12 protein-coding genes are annotated in these 20231 nt (G+C 39.8%); 4 read left to right on the plus strand and 8 right to left on the minus strand.

The genetic code is table 11. The annotated features are described in order from the left end of the window. A partial coding sequence (locus V7D82_RS03020; protein ID WP_333599494.1) for an OmpA family protein occupies positions 1–1203 on the plus strand: 1203 nt, incomplete at its 5' end. A gap of 179 nt (positions 1204–1382) precedes the next feature. Here the strand turns inward: V7D82_RS03020 and V7D82_RS03025 are convergent. Further along, entirely contained in the window at positions 1383–1787 is a 405-nt protein-coding gene (locus V7D82_RS03025) for an XAC2610-related protein (protein WP_333599495.1), read from the minus strand. 325 nt (positions 1788–2112) lie between these two features. Then, on the minus strand, positions 2113–6051 hold the full coding sequence (locus V7D82_RS03030; protein WP_333599496.1) for a GEVED domain-containing protein: 3939 nt from the start codon (positions 6049–6051) through the stop codon (positions 2113–2115). A 219-nt stretch (positions 6052–6270) separates the two neighbouring features. Here V7D82_RS03030 and V7D82_RS03035 point away from each other — a divergent pair, with 219 nt between their 5' ends. Genes V7D82_RS03035 through mtgA form a run of 3 tightly spaced genes read left to right on the plus strand, consistent with a single transcriptional unit; the run spans position 6271 to position 12892 of the window. Next, a complete protein-coding gene (locus V7D82_RS03035) occupies positions 6271–7386 on the plus strand; it encodes an NAD(P)/FAD-dependent oxidoreductase (RefSeq protein WP_333599497.1) in 1116 nt (371 codons plus the stop codon). Between the two features lie 28 nt (positions 7387–7414). Next, complete coding sequence (locus tag V7D82_RS03040) at positions 7415–12196, plus strand: T9SS-dependent choice-of-anchor J family protein (RefSeq protein ID WP_333599498.1); 4782 nt, start codon at positions 7415–7417, stop codon at positions 12194–12196. 15 nt (positions 12197–12211) lie between these two features. After that, a complete protein-coding gene (gene mtgA, locus V7D82_RS03045; protein WP_333599499.1) occupies positions 12212–12892 on the plus strand; it encodes a monofunctional biosynthetic peptidoglycan transglycosylase in 681 nt (226 codons plus the stop codon). 49 nt (positions 12893–12941) lie between these two features. Here mtgA and V7D82_RS03050 read toward each other — a convergent pair whose 3' ends face one another. The 6 genes from V7D82_RS03050 to V7D82_RS03075 form a co-directional block, all read right to left on the minus strand. Further along, positions 12942–13322 carry a DoxX protein gene (locus V7D82_RS03050; protein WP_333599500.1) on the minus strand — a complete coding sequence of 127 codons (381 nt, stop codon included), beginning with the start codon at positions 13320–13322 and terminating at the stop codon, positions 12942–12944. A 126-nt stretch (positions 13323–13448) separates the two neighbouring features. Next, a complete protein-coding gene (locus V7D82_RS03055) occupies positions 13449–15656 on the minus strand; it encodes a TonB-dependent receptor (RefSeq protein ID WP_333599501.1) in 2208 nt (735 codons plus the stop codon). 57 nt (positions 15657–15713) lie between these two features. After that, on the minus strand, positions 15714–16067 hold the full coding sequence (locus V7D82_RS03060) for a hypothetical protein (protein WP_333599502.1): 354 nt from the start codon (positions 16065–16067) through the stop codon (positions 15714–15716). Positions 16068–16161: 94 nt separating this feature from the next. After that, positions 16162–17151, minus strand: coding sequence for an aspartate-semialdehyde dehydrogenase (locus V7D82_RS03065; RefSeq protein WP_333599503.1), 990 nt, complete (start codon positions 17149–17151; stop codon positions 16162–16164). A gap of 135 nt (positions 17152–17286) precedes the next feature. After that, positions 17287–17703 (minus strand): large conductance mechanosensitive channel protein MscL, encoded by a 417-nt coding sequence (mscL, locus tag V7D82_RS03070; protein WP_333599504.1) that lies wholly within the window; start codon positions 17701–17703, stop codon positions 17287–17289. Positions 17704–17777: 74 nt separating this feature from the next. Then, positions 17778–20222: a bifunctional UDP-N-acetylmuramoyl-tripeptide:D-alanyl-D-alanine ligase/alanine racemase gene (locus V7D82_RS03075; protein WP_333599505.1), complete on the minus strand. Its 2445-nt coding sequence runs from the start codon at positions 20220–20222 to the stop codon at positions 17778–17780. Positions 20223–20231: the final 9 nt, after the last annotated feature.

Genomic DNA, 20231 nt, shown 5'->3' on the forward strand with positions numbered 1-20231 from the left:
GATGGGAATACGGCTTATTTTGCCAGCGAAAGCTATAAAGAAAAAGTATCGGAAAAAGATAAAAAAGCCAATGCCAAATTCAGTCAGGTGTATCTTTTTAAAGCTACTAAAAATGGCGGAACCTGGGGCAACATTACTGCTTTGCCTTTTAACGATAAAACCTTTTCATCTAGTAATCCAAGTTTGAGCAGAGACGGAAAGACGCTCTATTTCTCTTCTAACCGACCAGGAAGTATTGGTGGTGTAGACATTTGGAAAGTAGCTGTTAACGAAGACGGAACTTATGGAGAACCACAAAACCTTGGAAACAAAGTAAACACGGAAGGAAATGAAAGTTTCCCTTATATCGCTGATGATAATAAAACATTGTATTTCGCCTCAAGCGGAAAACAAGGTTTAGGAGGTTTAGATATCTATCAAATTGATTTGTCTAGCGGCTCTGATGCCAGTAACCTAGGGAAACCGGTTAATACAGAGAAAGATGATTTTGCTTTGTCTTTCAATTCTGTTAAAGGTGTTGGATTCTTGTCCAGTAACCGAAATGGAAACGACGACATCTTTGCGGTAACGCCAATTTGTGGTGTTGACGTAATGATTGCCGTTACGAATGCCAAAACAGGAGAGCTTTTATCTAATGCCAGTGTTTCTATCTTAGATGATAAGAAAAACGTTATTGCTACTGAAATGTCAAACGCCAAAGGCGAAGTAAAATACAGAGTAGAATGCGACAAGCCATATGTTGTTCAGGCTTCTAAAGACGGTTACGAAGGGAATACTTTTGCCGTAAACAAAAGCAAAGGCCCAACAGCTAAAGTGGATGCAGCCTTACAACCTATTGATGTGATTGTTAAAGAAGACGAAGTTGTGTTGAAAGACGTTTATTTCGAATTTAACAAAAGCAACATAACGCAAGAAGGCGCCTTTGAATTAGACAAATTAGTTCAGGTGATGAAAAACAATGACAAAATGGTCATCTTAGTTAAAGCTCACACGGATAATAGAGGTGGTGATAAATACAACCTTAACCTGTCTGACAGAAGAGCCAAATCAACCGTTCAATACATTATTTCTAAAGGTATTGCGGCTAACCGAATTTCCGGAAAAGGAATGGGTGAGTTAGAGCCAAAAGTGGATTGCGGTGATAAATGTACCGAAGAACAATACGCTCAAAACAGACGTTCAGAGTTCTTGATTGTTAAGTAATAATCTACTTTAGATATAAAAAAAACCCGAGCTATTTAGCTCGGGTTTTTTTATGAGTATACTTGAACTCTAAAGTGGCAACGGTAAAATGATTTTTAGTATCAATATGAATATATTGTGTCTTTCGTTTTTTTGCGGGATAAGTTCCTAGCTTAACAGTTGGTATATGCAACTTTTTATTATTCAAATCCATTAAAAATCAACTTCCATTTTTTTGTTTCCGGATTGTACTTAAAAGTTCGTTTATTCTTTTGATAAGCGTTTGCATGAACTAAAGTTGTAATTGTCTTCTTTATTGTATTGATTTCGATTGGGAAAAATTCCACCAAGTTACTTAAATAGGAACTCTTATAGAATTTTTTGTCTTCAGCTTGAAGGAAATAGGCATACAATGGCCCGCCGTTTCCACCGGGGTCACGTTTGATGGCAAAGTCTTCTAAACCGTCAAAATTAAAATCGGCAACTATGAAGTTTCCAGAGTCATTTCCGCCTCCTATAGGCAGTTCGCTATTTACTTTTGTGCTATACGATTTGACATTCTTGCAATCATCAAACGAATCCAAATAAAATCCCTCACACTCCATAGTAACCTTTGAGTTCTTTTTAAATTTACTTTATCCGTTACTTCTACTACAATTTGAATTAAATCCTCTTTTTTTGGAATTGGTATAACTTTAAAATTAAAGCTCTTTGAAAGGTTCTCATAGGAACATGTTTGACTCACGACATTCAAAGAAATCAAACTGATTAGAAACGTGAGTTTTAGAATGTTCATTTTTTGCAGTTGGGCTGTTAAAAAGAGTGAGTATAATGCTTAATTAAATAGTGTTATATCAAATTTACTAAATCCATGCCATAAAAAAACCACTCCTTTTGAGAGTGGCTTATTAATTATTTATTTATAAACGATTATTCTTTTATAAAACGTTTAGTCGTAGTAGCACTTCCGTCAGACACTTCAATTAAATAAGCTCCTGCTTTCAGGGTCGCTACATTGATGTTGTCATTTTCGATTTTTCCTTTTCCTAATTCTTGTCCCATCATGTTGTAAATTCTATAAGTTGATGGGCTGGAAAGATTAGCAATGTTCAACACATCTCCTTTCACAGGGTTTGGATACAAGTTATAAGAAAGAGTAGTGTTAGTGCCCAATTCTCTTGCCGATGACGTAATGTTTACGGTATAGTCTTCTACTTGCCCGTAAGAGAACGTTTCACAAGCGGTTGGTGTTCCGTTGTATTTCATGGAAACTCTCATTCTGGTGGCTCCTAATGCAGCTGTAGCTGGTATAGTAAACGTTCCGGTAGCCGGAGTTACTGTAGAAGTAGCTTTGGTGAATACTGTTTCGCCAGCATCGGTGAAGACACCATTTTGATTGTAATCAATAAACACGGCATAGCCTTCTGAATATACAGTGCTAGTCCAAGCTGGTGTAATAGTGATAGTATATGCTGTTCCTCTAACCGCATTGGTAGAAAGAGCAGTGAAGTTTTCATAACCGGCAGTTCCTGTAGAAGGATTAGTAATGGTTCCGAAAACTACTTTGCCTATTTTCTCATCAGTAGTCACATTGCCTTGTGAAGTGCAATAAGTTAAAGTAACAGCAGTCGTAGTCACACTAACTGTGTTGCTGGCAGGAGAAACATTTCCGGCAGCATCTTTGGCAATGACATAGAAAGTATAAGCGGTTGAGGCTGTTAAACCGGTTACGGCATAAGTTGTAGTGGCTACGTTAGCTTTGAAAGCGCCATTTTGATAAACATCGTAAGAAGTAACAGCAACGTTATCTGTAGCACCCGACCAAGATAAATTGGTTGCCGTTGCTGTAGTTCCCGAAGCGGTTAAAGTTGGGGCAGTTGGTGCTGTGGTATCCGCTACAGCCGCTTGAATGTTTACGGTATAATCTTCTACTTGTCCGTATGAGAAGGTTTCACAAGCTGTTGGTACTCCATTGTATTTCATAGAAACTCTCATTCTGGTGGCTCCTAAAGTAGCTGTAGTTGGAATAGTGAATGAACCACTGACTGGTGTTGTCGTTGAAGCGGCTTTTGTCCAAACGGTTTCGCCGGCATCAGTGAACACACCATTTTTGTTATAATCAATGAATACGGCATAACCCTCTGCATAAGCCGTGCTTGTCCAAGCCGGAGTAATAGTAATTGCATTGGAAGTTCCTGCTGTAACATTGGTTGAAAGTGCAGTAAAGTCTTCGTAACCGGCAGTTCCTGTTGAAGTATTGCTAATGGTCCCGAATGCAACTTTGCCAATTCTTTCATCAGCTGTGCTACTTCCTAATGAAGTACAATAAGATAACGAAGCTACTAGGGTAGTCACACTAACTGTGTTGCTGGCTGGAGAAACATTTCCGGCAGCATCTTTCGCAATTACATAGAAGGTATAAGTGGTTGAAGCCGTTAAGCCTGAAACAGTATACGTGGTTGAAGCTGTTGAACCTAATAATACACCATTTTTATAGACATCATATCCGGTAACGCCTACGTTATCAGTGGCGCCCGACCATGCTAAATTGGTTGATGAAGATGTAGTTCCCGAAGCGGTTAAGGTTGGTGCTGTTGGTGCTGTGGTGTCTACTACAGGAGCCAAAGTAGTAACGCTAACCGTGTTACTGGCCGGAGAAGCATTTCCGGCAGCATCTTTTGCTTTTACGGTAAATGCGTAGGTTGTTGAAGCTGTTAAGCCTGAAACAGCATAGGTAGTTGAAGCTGTTGAGCCTAATAAAACACCATCTTTATAAACATCATATCCGGTAACCGCTACGTTATCAGTAGCACCTGACCAAGATAAATTGGTTGTGGTTTGAGTCGTTCCCGATGCTGTTAAAGTAGGAGCCGTTGGTGCTACAGTATCGGTTGAACCTGCAGTAATGGTAAAGTTTGTATTGGAAACATCAAAGAAAATATGATTGGTTCCTTTAACCATAATTCTGTTGGTCGTTCCCGGTGTATTCGGAATCGTTACCGCTTGTGTCCCGTCATTTGGCGTAGCGGCTAATAAAGTTGACCAAGTAGTTCCGCCATCGGTTGATAATAAAATGTCAACATTGGCGCAGTTTACACCGTTGGCGGTTGTACCGGCTACAGCCCACGTAATGGTTTGAGAACTTCCACCAACATAAGAAACAGCTGTGTTTGGAGCCGTTACACTAAAAGGTCCGGCAGTAGCATTCACGGTTACAATCATATCGTCTGAATTGTTGGCAGGGCCACCGGCGTGATTGTCACGAACGGTCATTCTGAAATTCAATGTTCTGGCCACAGATGGTAAAGCTTCCACCGTAAGTTCTGTACCGGCCGTTGTAGTGGCTCCCGTTAAAACAGAAGACATTTTAGGGAAATATCTTGTTGGGGATGTGGTTGGATTGTACGATCTGAAATTCACACCACTGGTTTTAGTAGCACTTGGTGCTGCTGAAGTAGTTTGTGAATCCATTTGTTCCCAATCATAAGTAAGCGCATCGCCATTAGCATCTGTTCCGGCTCCTGTTAGCATAAACGGAGTGCTTTTAGGTACAGTATAATCTAAACCGGCACTGGCTGTAGGAACAGCATTTCCGGTAGCGGTATTGGTTTGACAAGTAGTAGTTTTAATATAGTTGGTTACTTGTTGAATACTAACCGCATGGAAATAAGGATCAGAGTGTGGTTGCACATCCAGCGATGTAATACCGGCATAGCCCATGATTGTTGAGCCTGAACCTGGTTCAACCTGAACACCTGTGCCTTCGTTACTGTGGGTGAAAGTATGGTTAGCTCCAAATTGGTGCCCCATTTCGTGCGCTACATAATCAATGTCAAAATTATCTCCGGCCGGAATAGCATCTGCTGGAGAAGTAAATCCACTTCCTTTTCCTAAGGGTACCGAAGTGGTTGGGTTTTTGCAAACACAAGCAATACAACCTGCATTTCCACCACCACCGGATGCTCCGAATAAGTGTCCGATATCATAATTGGCACTACCAATAACATTGGTTAAAGTAGTTTGTAATTGTTGGTTCCAGGTTCCGCCTGCTCCTGTTGCGGCAGCATCATAAGGGTCAGTTGAAGCACTGGTATAAATTACCAAATCCGTATTGGCAATCAAATTCATGTGAACGCCAAAGTCTTTTTCAAAAACACCGTTAACACGAGTCAAAGAGTTATTGATTCCGGCTAAAGCCAACGCTTTGGTGCCACCAAAATAGGCGGTGTATTCTCCGGTTACCGACATGGCCAAACGGAAGGTTCTTAATGTTGCATCATCCGCATTTGGACGAGCCATGCTGGCGCCACTAGCGGCTAAATCAGCTTGAGCAGAAGCCAAAACTTTGCATTCAAACTTGTCAAGTGAAGCAGCTTTATCTGTTTTTTTATAAACGGTATAGGTTGTTAAATCCTGTGAAATTGGCTCAATGAAGGTGGCTGAACGATCTGGGTAAATCACCATGGATTTAAAGCCTAGCGGAGACAAACTAAAGTAGGCCGTTGTTGCCGGATTATCAAGGTTAACACCAAAATACGATTTGATTTCAGGATATTTTGCTTCTAGAGCTGGATCCATGTTTGAGTTTTCGTATACTCGGTAGTTTTCTAATTGTCCCTCTGCATTGGGCAAGGCAATCACTTTGGAGGAAGAGCCTAAGTTTGCTGTTCTTTTTGGACTATTCTGTAATACATTCTTTAAACCATCGAGATTTAAAGTAAACAGGTTTCTTTCGGGTAAATTCATTCTGCTGTCAAGCGGCACCATGTCACTCTTTTTTGCAGTTGTGTTCCAAAGGCTTGTTTTGTTTTGGGCAAAGGCAACCGTTGAAACGGCAAGAAATACAATAGAAAGTAATTTAAATTTCATAACGTATTGAATTTGTTAAAATTAGTGCGTCAAAAATAAAATTATTTTTGAGAAATTGGCTTAAGATTTAGTAAAACTATTAACAAATCGACAATCTACAGGATAAATTCTTGAGGGATGAATAAAAAATGAAAGAAATTCGTATGAAAACCATAAATTTTAAATTTTATGCTTTAAGGTTTATCTGAAAAAAAGTATTTTTAGAAAAAAATAACACACATGAATCTAAGTTATTGGGAGCTTAAGAATTGGTTTACCGACGTTGATTACACCATTGTTGGAAGCGGGATTGTTGGTCTTCATTGCGCTTTGCGATTAAGAGAACAGTATCCGGAAAGCAAGATTTTGGTTTTAGAAAAAGGACTTCTGCCGCAAGGTGCCAGCACTAAGAATGCCGGTTTTGCCTGTTTTGGCAGTCTGTCTGAAATTCTGGAGGATTTAAAATCCCATAGCGAGGAAGAAGTAATTCGGTTGATTGAAAAACGTTGGCAGGGGTTACAGTTGCTTCGCAAGAACCTTGGTGATGCTGTTATTGATTTTAAACCGTATGGCGGTTATGAATTGTTTTTGAAAGAGGATGAAAGTACGTATGCGGAATGTTTACAGAAATTGCCCTTTATCAATGAATTGTTGAAGCCGCTTTTCAGAAATGAGGTGTTTGCTAAAGAGGTTGATCGGTTTGCTTTTAACGGTATTCAGGAGTATGTGATTTTTAATCCTTATGAGGCACAAATAGATACCGGCAACATGATGCAGGCGTTGCTTGCAAAAGCCATTTCTAATGGTATTATGATTTTGAATCAAGTGGAAGTAACGGCTTACCATGAACAGAGCAACGGCGTTCAGGTTGCCTTGGGGGATTTTAGTTTTAGGACTGCTAAACTATTGTTTGCTACTAATGGTTTTGCCGGGGCGTTAACTAATAATCAAGTGAAACCCGCGCGAGCTCAGGTATTGATTACAGAACCTATCCCTACTTTAGACATCAAAGGAACCTTTCATCTTGATAAAGGCTATTATTATTTTAGGAATATCAATGACAGAATACTGTTGGGCGGTGGCAGAAATTTAGATTTTGAAGGTGAAACTACAACGGAGTTTGGTGAAACGGAACTAATACAACATCGTTTGGAAACTTTATTGAAAGAAGTGATTTTGCCCAACACCGATTATACAATTGCGCACCGTTGGAGCGGTATCATGGGATTAGGTTCGAGTAAAAGACCGATAGTGGAACAACTTTCCGAACATGTTTGTTGTGGTGTTCGACTGGGAGGTATGGGCGTAGCAATTGGTAGTCTGATAGGCAAAGAGTTAGCCGATTTAACAAAATAATAGTATATTGCCCTATAAATTTAGTCACATGAAATACCGCATTACTTTCGTTCTATTTTTTCTCTTAGTAATCAAAGCCGGTGCGCAGCCTTTGATTAACGCACAGGTTTTAATTAATGGAGATACTAAAATAACAGCTTCTTATTTTGGAGGAGGTACCTGGGAAATCGAGTATGGTCCATCAGGGTTTGTTTTAGGAACAGGAACCGTTGTAGGTTGTGGGTCGTCTTATTCAAAAATTCTTAGGCTGAACCCTTTTACTGATTGGGATTTCAGAGCCCGATCAACGTATTTGTTTTCTACAACACCTTGGTCACAAGTGACTACACTCAATAACACCAATTGTGGTGCGACCACCAAAACGGTCGGGTATACTTTTAATTTTGATTCCAACCCTATTGCCGAGTGCTGGCGAGGGTATCAGGTTATTGAATATTATGATGGGTATTCCGGTACGGCCGATGTGGATGCGACACGCTATCATGGATCTTCGGGTTCATCTTTACGGTTGTCTTCGTATTACAAGTCAGGCATATTATTGGTTTCCCCTAAGATATCTGATTTAGCTACTGATAAAAAGATTAAGCTTTGGTTGTCGAGGGAATCCGGAAGCGGCGCGTTAAGCATAGGAACGATTGCCAATCCGTATGATAAAACGACCTATCACGAATTGGGGACAGTTAATGCCAGTTATAGTACCAGTTTTTCAGAGAAAACAGTGTTTTTTAACAATTATAACGGGACTGACCAGTATATCGCCATCAAATACTTAGAACCTTATGGCAGCTCAGGCTCTTTGTTTATCGACGATTTTAGTTATGAGCAATCGGTGAATTGTTTTGATGCGGGTAATTTTTCGGTATCCGACATTACAGAACATTCCGCCCAGGTTAACTTTAACGACTCAGGGCAAACGGTTTGGGAATTAAGTCTCAAAAATATGCTGACGTCGCAAGAACAAATTATCCCGATAACAGGAAGCCCCTATACGCTGACTAATTTAACGGGCAATACCAATTATCAGGTTAAAGTGCGGGCCAATTGTGATGCCGGTTTGTATTCGAACTGGACAGCGGTTAATTCTTTTACGACCACCTGTACCAATATGACCGCAGGGTATTATACCGGCTTTGATGAATCGTCATATCTAAACCCGTGTTGGACGAAGATTTTGAGCAATACCTATTATGACGTATTGCTAACCAATTCATCTAACACCATAGCTGCGGCATCCGGGAATAAATACTTAACCTTTGAAGGAACCAGTACCTATTACAACTACAACACCATTTTAGTTACGCCTTACGCGGCCGATTTGGATACCAATAAAAGAATACGATTCAAAATCTACGATAACAAAAGAACCGACTTTTTAGAATATCCTTTTATCATTGGAACTTTATCCAACCCTGCCGATGCCAGTACTTTTGTTCCCTTGGTTACCTTAGATCCGCATACTGTCAACCCAATTGGGATGTATGAACTGGGTTCTTTTTGGCAACAATATATTGTCGATTTAAGCGGTTATACCCTTCCGGCCAACAGCCATTATATCGCTTTCAAAATAGGAAACTTTTCCAGTGCCGGTTCGTTTTCCCAAAATGTTTTGTTTGATGATTTTTACTATGAAGAAATTCCGGCCTGCAAAGAACCGACGAATTTGCAGGTAGTAAGTTATGAATATGATAAAGCAACCGTTTCGTGGACCAGTGCGGCAGGAACCAATGCCTGGCAAATAGAATACGGGCCAACAGGATTCACACCCGGAACGGGAACGATAATTGATGCCGGGAGTTCGCCTTTTACTTTAACCAATTTACCAACCAGTACCGCTTTTGATTATTATGTAAGAACCGTTTGTTCGGGTACTCCCGGCAATTGGTCTTGTAAAGGGTATTTCAAAACAAGATGCGATGGTGTGACGGTAGGTTACAACACTAGCTTTGAAAATGAAAGTTTTGATGCCAATACAACGTGCTGGAGAAGACTTACGCCTTCCTTAAGAAATAATTCCTATAGTCCGAGTTACTTTATTAATAGCTATAATAATGGACAATTTGGTGCGCAAAATGCACATACCGGGACGAAACTAATTGCAATGCGTGGAGGAGCCGATTCACCGGATACCAATGAACAAAACAAGACGATTTTGGTTACGCCGCGATTGTTGGATTTTGATAATACCCGTCAGGTATCGTTTTGGGTTTACTGTTACAATAATCCCTATTCTACCTTACAGGGAATTGTGGTCGGAACTCTGTCAAATCCTAATGATTATAATTCGTTTGTGCCTTTTCAAACCTTTACATCGCCTTATACATTTTCCCAATGGAGAAAGTACACGGTTGATTTTTCCGCCTATACCGGGTCGAATCAGTATATCGGGATTAAACAATTGTCGTCAAACGGGAATTATTATTTGTATGTTGACGATTTTGAGTACTTCGAAAATCCATGTCGAAAACCCACAAGTTTGATGGCGTCACAAACGGGTGCAACCAGTGCTACATTGACCTGGAACTCTAATATTACTACCGATGCCAGTACCACTTGGCAAATCGAATACGGTGAAACAGGATTTACACCGGGTACCGGTACGGTTTTGACTGTTACCACCAATCCTTATGTTTTAAATGGTTTGGAAGTTTTGAAAAAGTATCAGTTCCGGGTGAGAAATATTTGCTCTAATAATTTTACTAACTGGAGTGATTTGTATACGTTCAAAATCACCTGCGGGTTTACCGCACCGTTTTATGAGAATTTTGATCAGTATCAGACTGTACAAGGTTTTAGCTCTATGGATCCAACTTCTTGTTGGACTTCTAATCATCCGAGTTATGCCGGAGTGGTTCAGTTTTCCTTAAATAATATCACCAGTGCACCCAACACGGCTCAGGTAGAAAGTTCCGGCCTGAATACATATCCGCCAAGCGGGTTGCAGGGAACTTTAATTTCCCCGTATTTATCGGATTTTGATAATACAAAACGAGTAAAGTTTTGGGCCTATTTTCCAGTTGGCTATTCGGTAAACACCATGAACCTTGTAGTGGGAACCGTAAAAAACCCTTTGGATCTTTCCACATTTGTACCCTATCAAACTATCCAAATGGATCCTCAGAACCACAGTGGTATGGAGTATATAGTTGATTTTTCCAATTATACCGGCGACAGTAAGTTCTTTGCTTTCAAATCAGATGGATTTACCGAACAGTATTTTGTCAGTAACCGGATTTATATAGATGATGTTCGTTATGAAACAATTCCAGCTTGTCCGGAGCCAGTCAATATTCATCCGGAATATGTAAGCGGTGATTCTACTCATTTCCTTTGGCAGAATACTTCGGGAGAAACGGTTACGATAGAATATGGCCCGGAGGGATTTGCTCCGGGAACCGGTACGGTGTTAACCAGTACTACTACAGATGTTATGGTCAATGGTCTTTTGCCATCGTCTACTTATGATTTTTATTTTACAGCCAGCTGCAGTAGCGGAAATTCTGCTGTCATAGGGCCTAAAAAAATTACGACCACCTGTTTGCCGGAGCCACTTCCCTGGCAGGAAGATTTTAACGGGTTAAGTAGTTATGGACTAAATGTTTTGCCGGCCTGTTTCAAGGATAATTCCTATGATGATTTTTACCTGTATAACTTTGCTGTGGATTCCAATAGTAATGCTAATGGGAATAGTGGAGGTTATAATTTTGACAATATGATAACCGGGTATAATGACACTACTTATTTGAGGTTTAGGGAGTCTTTTTTAAGCAGTATCTATACGCCAGTTTTTCATTTGAATGCCGGCGTAACCTATAAGTTGTCTTTGCAGGCGCGCAAAAATTATGAATACGATTTTGCCACCATAAATGTCAGAGCAGTACGCGGGCAGGAATATTATTTGAGGGATGCGCAACTTCAAAGAAATGGAGTGTTGACAGAATACAATTATGAAAAAAACAGCTTTTATTACACTCCTATCGAAAACGGAGATTATAGTTTTGATGTAGTACTCCGGGATGATGGTGGAATGGATATGATTCTGGATGATTTCAAGGTAGAGGAAGGGTATGACCAAGCTATTGATTCTTATGGAACCATCGATGTGAGTCAAAGTGCCGGAGGCGATATTGTAATTGAAGGAACGGAAACAACCATCGTTGATTCGGTTGTGGAAGAAGGCCAAAATGCCTTGAAGATGTCTGGCTCCACTCAAAATAATTTTATGCCAGCCACTGATTTATGGCAGGAAAACCAAAATTATCTCACTAAAGTGAACTTTAAAGTAGCGGCTTCCAATTTGGCAACGCTCTATCTGCGATTCGATTTAAAAGAGTTGTACAACCAAAACCCAACAGACTCCGGTTTCAGGGTGTTGGTCAATGGCGTTGATGTTAGTGGTGTTTTATACCCTTCGGCCTCCAAACAAAGCGGATTCCAAACATTTCAATTCAACTTAACGCCATATGTGGGCGCGAACATGTATGTTTCCTTGCAGCATATTGGTAAAACTGCTACGGATATAGCTTACTTAAGAAATGTGCAACTAACCCAAACCAGTACGTTGTCGGCAGCTGATTTTGATTTGGCCGGAATTAAAGCCTATCCCAATCCAACCCGGGATGCTTTGAATATCGAAGCGGCATCACTCATCCGAAAAATTGAGGTTTGCAATATTAGCGGACAAATCATAAATACGTTGGATGTAAATAATACAGCCACAAAAGTTGACTTGTCCGGATTTTCGAATGGAGTCTATTTTGTCACTGTTTTTGCGGAAGGACAAAATAAAACCCTAAAAATCATAAAACTGTAAAAGCAATCATAAGTAATGATAAAAAAGATTTTTCGTTGGATTTGGAAAGCCATGCTTTGGTTTTTTGGGCTTTCTATTTTGTCAGTCATTGTTTTTAAATGGGTGCCAATTCCTTTTACGCCTTTGATGATTACCCGAATTGTCGAATTTAAATTAGACGGTGGTGATGCTATTTATAGTCATGATTGGGTACCGCTGGAAGAAATATCGCCCAATTTGCAAAAAGCCGTCATTGCCAGCGAAGACGGGAATTTCTTAAAGCACTCGGGTTTCGATTTTAAAGCGATGCAAAAGGCTTTTAAAAGCAATCAGAAAGGAAGAAAATTAAAAGGCGGCAGTACCATTTCGCAACAAACTGCCAAAAACGTATTCCTGTGGCAAGGCCGAAGCTACATTCGCAAAGGATTGGAAGCTTATTTTACCGTTTTGATAGAACTCATTTGGGGCAAAGAACGCATCATGGAAGTCTATCTCAACAGTATCGAAATGGGCAACGGTGTTTATGGTGCCCAGGAAGCTTCCAGAGTTTGGTATAAAAAACCGGCTATAGCTTTAACCCCAAGAGAAGCGGCAGGAATCGCAGCTATTTTACCCAATCCAAGAAAATACAAAGCGGTTAATTCTTCCTCTTATATAGAACGAAGAAAAGATAAAATCGTTCGGATTATGGGACACATTGGAAAAATAAAGTATTAAAAAAAGCCGACTGATTTCAGTCGGCTTTTTGTTTTATCTTGACCTTTATTTAATAGAATAAGGGTTTGTATTGTTGCCAATGTTTGTAGATTAAAATGGTATTAAACACTACAATTGCCAGGGCAACAATTAATCCCGGAATGTCTAAAAACAGATGGAATAACAAAATGTTAATCGATATTGGCGCTAATAGAATTAAAGCAAAAGCTACCCAATTTTTCAGCAATAACATCCCTCCGATAATTACTTCTAAAACACCAACGACAGGAAAAATATAGCCTGTTGCTCCGAGTGAATTCATAAATTGTCCGGCAGCAGTATTGGTATCAGGAGCATCCATAGGCAAATAGGGATGAATCATATTAGCACCAAAAACAACTAGTGCCAATCCCAGTGCAATTCTAATAATTTTAGTAAACATTGAATTCATAAACAGATAGTTTTAAATTAGTAATATGGTAAAAATAGCATTAATTATTTATAAATAAAATGCTTTATTACCTAAAATTTTACCTTAATTATAAACAATTGGTGAAATGTATGAATAAAGTTTATTTTAAATGACAAAAGTTACTCCCAGTACAATGTTGCGTCCCACATTAGGAATACCGTCGGATTTCAATCGCGATAAGTGAGAGACATACGTTTTGTTGAATACATTATTAGCATTCAGATTCAATTGAAAAACCGATTTATGGATAGTGATTTTACCGCCGAGGCCAAGATTTATCAAAGTGTAATCGTTAGTTCTGGTTTCAAATTCGCTGTGGTTGTTCTGCGCAAAAGTGCTTTCGATGTTCAACGTAGCAAAACCTTCTTTCCACCAGTTTTTTAATTCAAATTCACCACGGAAAGTGTTGTTCCATTTGTTGGCCGGAATTAAAGGTAAGTTATCGCCGTTGTCTTTTTTGCCAATCACGGTTTCAAAACTACTGGTAAAATGCAGCCAGTCTATAGGATGCGGATGGAAGTGGATTCCGGCTTCTCCGCCATATAACTTGGCATTCGCCTGAACATAATCGTACACATTGTTGCCGTCAATTACGTTGCCGTTCGGCGAAATGAAAATATAATTGTTGATGTGATTGTAAAATCCGTTAGCAAAAATTTCAAAATGCGAACTTTTGTATTCCAAATTCAAATCGGTTTGCAGGTTTTGTTCGTTTTTCAAATCGGCATTCCCAATCTCATAGCGGTTACTGCCTTCGTGCACACCATTCGATGTTAATTCGGCTAAATTTGGAGCCCGGAAACCGGAAGCCACATTCAATCGCAACGTAAAATCATCGGCCAAATTGGTTTTGTAACCCAAAGACGCATTGAAGCTGTCAAAGCTTTTGTCAATGGCTTCAAAATAACCTTCATTGCCAACAATTCCGTGTGTTTCTGAACTTACTTTACGGTTGTCAAAACGCAGGCCGGCCTGCAACACATTTTTCCCGAATTCATAATTGGCAGTTCCAAAAACCCCAAAATCATTGGTCACCGCATCCGGAATTAAATATTCAGTCCCCGAATTGGTGTTGGTTTGATGCATGCCCTGTACGCCCACAATGGTTTCTACTTTGCCCAGTTTTGGCAAATAATATTTCAAATCATAATTAAAAGTTCGCAGTTTCATGTGTAAAGACGCCACATTACTGTCTTGAAATTCGCTGCGGTCATTGAAAATATAACCCAAATCAGCATCGAGTTTAGAGTTTTTAAAATAGAAACTATTGTGCAAACTCAGGATGTGATTATCAACCGCCTGTCTTGGAAATTGAGTGTCATGACTCGTAGATTGTTCCGCGATGCCATTTTCCGGAATGCCTAAATCCAGTTTGTTGAAATTATAACGCAGCACACTGGAGAAACTCGAATTGCTGTACCCGATTCCGGTTTTAAAATCACTTTCGTTATAACGGGTATTGGTCACACGGTCGCCATCCGGAATTTGATAATCGGCATGCGTATTGAAGCTGCCGCGTGCTAAAAACTTCCAGTTTTCGGTAGAGGTTTTCAATCCCAATGAAGTGTTGCTGCCCAAAGTATTCGAAAACAAACGCTGACTAAAATCGGCTTTAAATTCTTTTGGATTGGCAAATTTCTCCGGATTGAAATACAACACGCCACCAAGCGCATCCGAACCATATAGCAAGGATGCCGGGCCTTTGATGACTTCCACACTTTCTACACCGGCATCGTTCAAGCCAAGACCGTGTTCTTCCCCAAATTGCTGGTTTTCCAACCGAACGCCTTGCGAATACACCAAAACACGATTGCCACTCAAGCCTCGAATAACGGGCTTTCCGATAGAAGTTCCGGTGGAAACCTGAGAAACTCCGGGAATGGTTGCCAAACCTTCGATGAGGGTTGCCGTTCCTTTTTGTTGTAAGGACTTTAAGCTTTCGTGCTCCACTTTCATCACATTTTGCGATTGCAATTTGTTGAAAGCAGTAGAAACAATCACTTCGTCCATGTGAATGATGTTGTCTTCCAAAGTTACATTCAGTGTGATTTCTTTTCCAGAAAGCACGGTCGGAATATTTTGCGTGGTAAAGCCAACCGCAGAGAAAGCCACATTGAAATTACCATTGGGTAAATTGGTTAAAACATATTTGCCATCAGCATCAGAGATGGTTTCCTTATGAAGTTCCGGAATGGAAACAATGATGTTGGGCAAAGGCAAACCGACCTTATCCGAAATCGTTCCCGATATTTTATTTTGGGCAGTTGCCAATAGCGAAAACCCTATGAATAGAGCTAGATATAATGATTTCATGTGTATTATTTTATTGTTAAATGAGTAAATGCCAAAAGGATTTGGCCGAAAAAGGATTTAAACAATAAAACTAGGCGGCGCTCGAAGCGCAAAAAGACTTCCCCGAAAGGATTGTGTAATTTGTTTGGAATAACAAAAGGAGTAGGAAGCGTGTACTTCTGTTTTTTTGAAATCAAAAGAAAAAAAGTGAACAGGGGTGTAATGACTACTAGCAAATTCGCAAACAAAACAATGATCAAAATCGTGATGACTGTGATTGATTTCAGTTTTGTTTACGGCATATTTGTGATGGCAGTGTTTTTCCGAAATAAATTTCTCCAAGTGATGAAAAGAGTGAAAGGATTGCAATAGAATAGCGCCCAACACCATAAAGGTAAACAACAGACTTATTATGGAATATTTTTTCTTCATCGTTGCAAATGTAAGGTATGCCCAAAGAAAAACCGCTTGATTTTAACAAATTTTATGATTTGCAAAACCAAGCGGTTAGTATGTTTAGAATACATTAAACTAATTTATGAGCTACTAAATATTCAGCAATTTGAATGGTATTGGTAGCCGCTCCTTTTCTCAAGTTGTCGGAAACAATCCACATGTTAATGGTGTTGGCCTGGCTTTCATCACGGCGAATTCTGCCCACAAACACATCGTCTTTGCCTTGGGCATATAATGGCATCGGATAAGTGTAAGTATCGGTATTGTCCTGAACGGTAACACCGTCAGTGTGGTGTAAAATGTTACGCACTTCGGTTACATCGAAATCATTCGAAAATTCTACATTAACGGCTTCGCTATGTCCGCCAACTACCGGAATTCGAATAGCTGTAGCTGTAACGGCGATTGATTTATCCCCAATGATTTTTTGCGTTTCGCGTACCAATTTCATCTCTTCTTTGGTGTAATCGTTGTCTTCAAAAACGTCGCATTGTGGAATCGCGTTGCGGTGAATTTGGTATTTATAAGCCATTTCGCCTTGCACTCCGGCATATTCATTTTCCAGCTGTTGTACCGCTTTTACTCCGGTTCCGGTGATAGATTGGTAGGTAGAAACCACCACGCGTTTGATGTTGTATTTTTTATGTAAAGGTGCCAAAACCATGACCATCTGAATTGTTGAACAGTTAGGGTTGGCGATGATTTTGTCTTCTTTAGTAAGTGTCGAGGCATTGATTTCAGGAACCACTAATTTTTTAGTCGGATCCATTCTCCAGGCTGATGAGTTGTCGATTACTGTTGTGCCTGCTTCCGCAAATTTTGGTGCCCAAACTAAGGAAGTTTCGCCACCGGCTGAAAACAAAGCGATATCAGCTTTCATGTCTACTGCGGTTTGCAATCCTACTACTTTATATTTTTTCCCTTTGAATTCAATTTCTTTGCCTACTGATTTTTCAGAAGCCACAGGAATTAATTCCGTTACCGGAAAGTTTCTTTCGGCTAATACTTTGAGCATCACTTCGCCAACCATTCCGGTTGCGCCAACAACAGCAACTTTCATATTTTTATGTTTATTGATTTATAAATTTTTGAAGTACAAAAGTATAGAGAAATTCATTTGGTTTCTCATTTTTACAAAAAAAGAAAAACCGCCCCAAGTAAGGAGCGGTTTGGTTAGAATATGAGTATAGCGGTATTATTTTTTTAACAAATCCCGGATTTGAGTTAGTAACTCTTCCTGAGTTGGTCCGGCTGGAGCAGCAGGAGCGGCTTCTTCTTTCTTTTTGGCTTTTTCAGCAGCTCTTAAAACAACAAAAATGAAAAATGCAATGATTATAAAATTAATCACCGCCTGAACAAAATTCCCGTAAGTCATAACAGAGGCGCCGGCTTTTTTGGCAGCTTCTAAATTTTCATAACTCTGACCGTTTAATGAAATGAACTTCGAGGTAAAATCAATTCCACCCGTAATTAAACCTACCAATGGCATAATAAGATCATCAACTGCAGAGCCAACAATTTTTCCGAAAGCACCACCGATAACTACCGCCGTTGCTAAACTTAACACGTCGCCTTTCATTAAAGAGGCTTTAAAATCGCTAAAAAATCCCATAATTATTTTGTTTTAATGGTTAGTTAATGATGCTAAATTAGTTAAAATTTTAAAAAGTCCGTAAAAATTTAAAACTATTCTCTAAAAAACACTCGTTTTACTCTTTGTGAAATGCCCGTCAAAATCTCGTACGGAATGGTATTCAATTGTTTGGCCATAAAATTTACCGTTGGATTTTCTCCAAAAATGATAACAGTGTTGCCTTCTTTACAATCTATATTGGTAACATCCACCATCAGCATATCCATGCAAACGCTGCCGACGATTTTAGCTTGTTTGCCATTGATGACCACATAACCAACGCCATGCCCCCAACTTCGGCGGATACCGTCAGCATAACCAATAGGAATCGTAGCGATTTTGGTTGGTTTATCAGCCATAAATCTTCTTCCGTAGCCTACGCTTTCCCCTTCGTCAATCGTTCTGATTTGGGAAATAACCGATTTTAAAGTGCCCACATTTTCCAATTGTTTTTGCTCTTCGGCATCGTTGGAAACCCCATACAAGCCAATGCCTAAGCGCACCATATCGTATTGCGCTTCCGGATAATTGGTAATGCCCGAAGTGTTCAATATGTGGCGAATCGGTTTGATGTTGAGTTCTGTTTGCAGCTGGGAAGACAGTTTCTCAAACAAGGCAATTTGTGATCTCGAAAACGCGTCGTGTTTCAAATCATCACTGGTAGCCATGTGCGATAAAATACTTTTGATTTGTACTGTTTCGTTGCCTTTGAGTATGCGGATAAGCTCTTCCAGATTTTCTTCTTCAAAGCCCAAACGGTGCATGCCTGTGTCAATTTTGATGTGAATCGGAAAGTGTTTCAGTTTCTTTTGTTCGGCAATTTTCAGGAAGGCCTTCAGTCCTTTAATCGAATAAATTTCGGGTTCTAATTGATGTTGGATAATAGCTGAAAAACTCGTCGTTTCCGGATTTAGGACCATAATCGGCACGTTAATACCGGCATTTTTCAGCGAAATTCCCTCATCGGCGAAAGCCACACCCAAATAATTTACTTTGTGGTGTTCGAGCAATTTGGCAATTTCAAAACCACCGTTGCCATAACCAAAAGCTTTGACCATCACCATCATTTTGGTCTTAGGAGCCAACTTCGATTTGAAAAAATTCAGGTTGTGACTGATGGCGTTGAGGTTGATTTCCAAAACGGTTTCATGGGTTTTCTCCTCGAGCATCGATACGATTTCTTCAAAGTGAAAATCGCGCGCGCCTTTGATGAGTATGGTTTCGTTTTCAAAATTTAAATTGTCAAACGCATTGGTAAATTCGGCTACGTTTTGAAATGTAATCCCGTTGATGAATTTGTTTTTAAACTGAGAAATGGTCTCGCCAATGCCAATCACCCGGGTAATTTTGTTCGAAATAATCAATTGGGAAACCTGTGAATATAATTCTTCGTTATTCAATCCGCTTTGAAAAATATCGGAAAGAATAAGCGTTTTCTTTTTGTGCTGTTTTTGGTGTTCCAAAAAGTCTAAGGCAATTTTCAACGATTGGAAATCGGAGCTGTAACTGTCGTCGATAATGGTGCAATTGAAGATGCCGTTTTTCACTTTCAATCGCATTTCCACCGGATACAATTGCGCCATTCGGGTTTGAATCACATCGTATTTGTAACCAAAATAAAGCATGACCATCATGCAGTGAATCGCATTTTCTACCGAAGCCTGATCCTGAAACGATATGGTAATCGGGAAAGTGTCTTCGTGGAAAGTAACCTGCAGTTCCGTGAGTTCGCCAATGTTCTTTTTGGTGATATACACATCGGCACTTTTATCGTCTGAACACCAACTGAACGTTTTTATTTTCGGATTGACAAAAGCCGTAATCGTTTTATTCTTGTTTAAAATCAACACGTTTACTGAAGAGAAGAGCTTCAGTTTTTCTTTTATTTTTTCGGCAACGCTAGGAAAACCTTCGTCGTGAGCCGAACCAATATTGGACAAAATCCCTATAGTGGGCTGGATGATTTTCTGCAGTTTCTCCATTTCATGGGTCGTGGAAATGCCCGCTTCAAAAATACCCAGGTTGTGTTTTTCGTTAATGCCCAAAATCGAAAGCGGCACACCCACTTGCGAATTGTAACTTTTCGGACTGCGAATAATATTAAAATCCGGGCTCAACAGGAAATTCAGCCATTCTTTGATGATGGTTTTTCCGTTGCTTCCGGTGATTCCGATAATAGGAAAATCGAACAAGCTTCGGTAGTACCCAGCAAATTTTTGTAAAGCGTCGAGTGTATTTTCTACCACTAAAAAATTAGCTTTTCCCGCTGCATTTTCAGGAATATGATTGACCACAAAATACTGAACACCTTTGCCAATCAGTTCTTCAATGTATAAATGTCCATCGTGATTGGGTCCGGTAATGGCAAAAAACAAAGTGTTCTCGCCATTTTGCAACGAACGGCTGTCAATGGAAATAGCATCAATAACTGCTACATCATTTTGTCCAATCCAATTGGCTTTGATGATGGGAACAATATTTCGGAGGGTTAGTGTCAAAGTATTGGG

It is taken from the genome of Flavobacterium sp. (assembly GCF_036741995.1).
In the GTDB taxonomy this organism is placed as follows: domain Bacteria; phylum Bacteroidota; class Bacteroidia; order Flavobacteriales; family Flavobacteriaceae; genus Flavobacterium.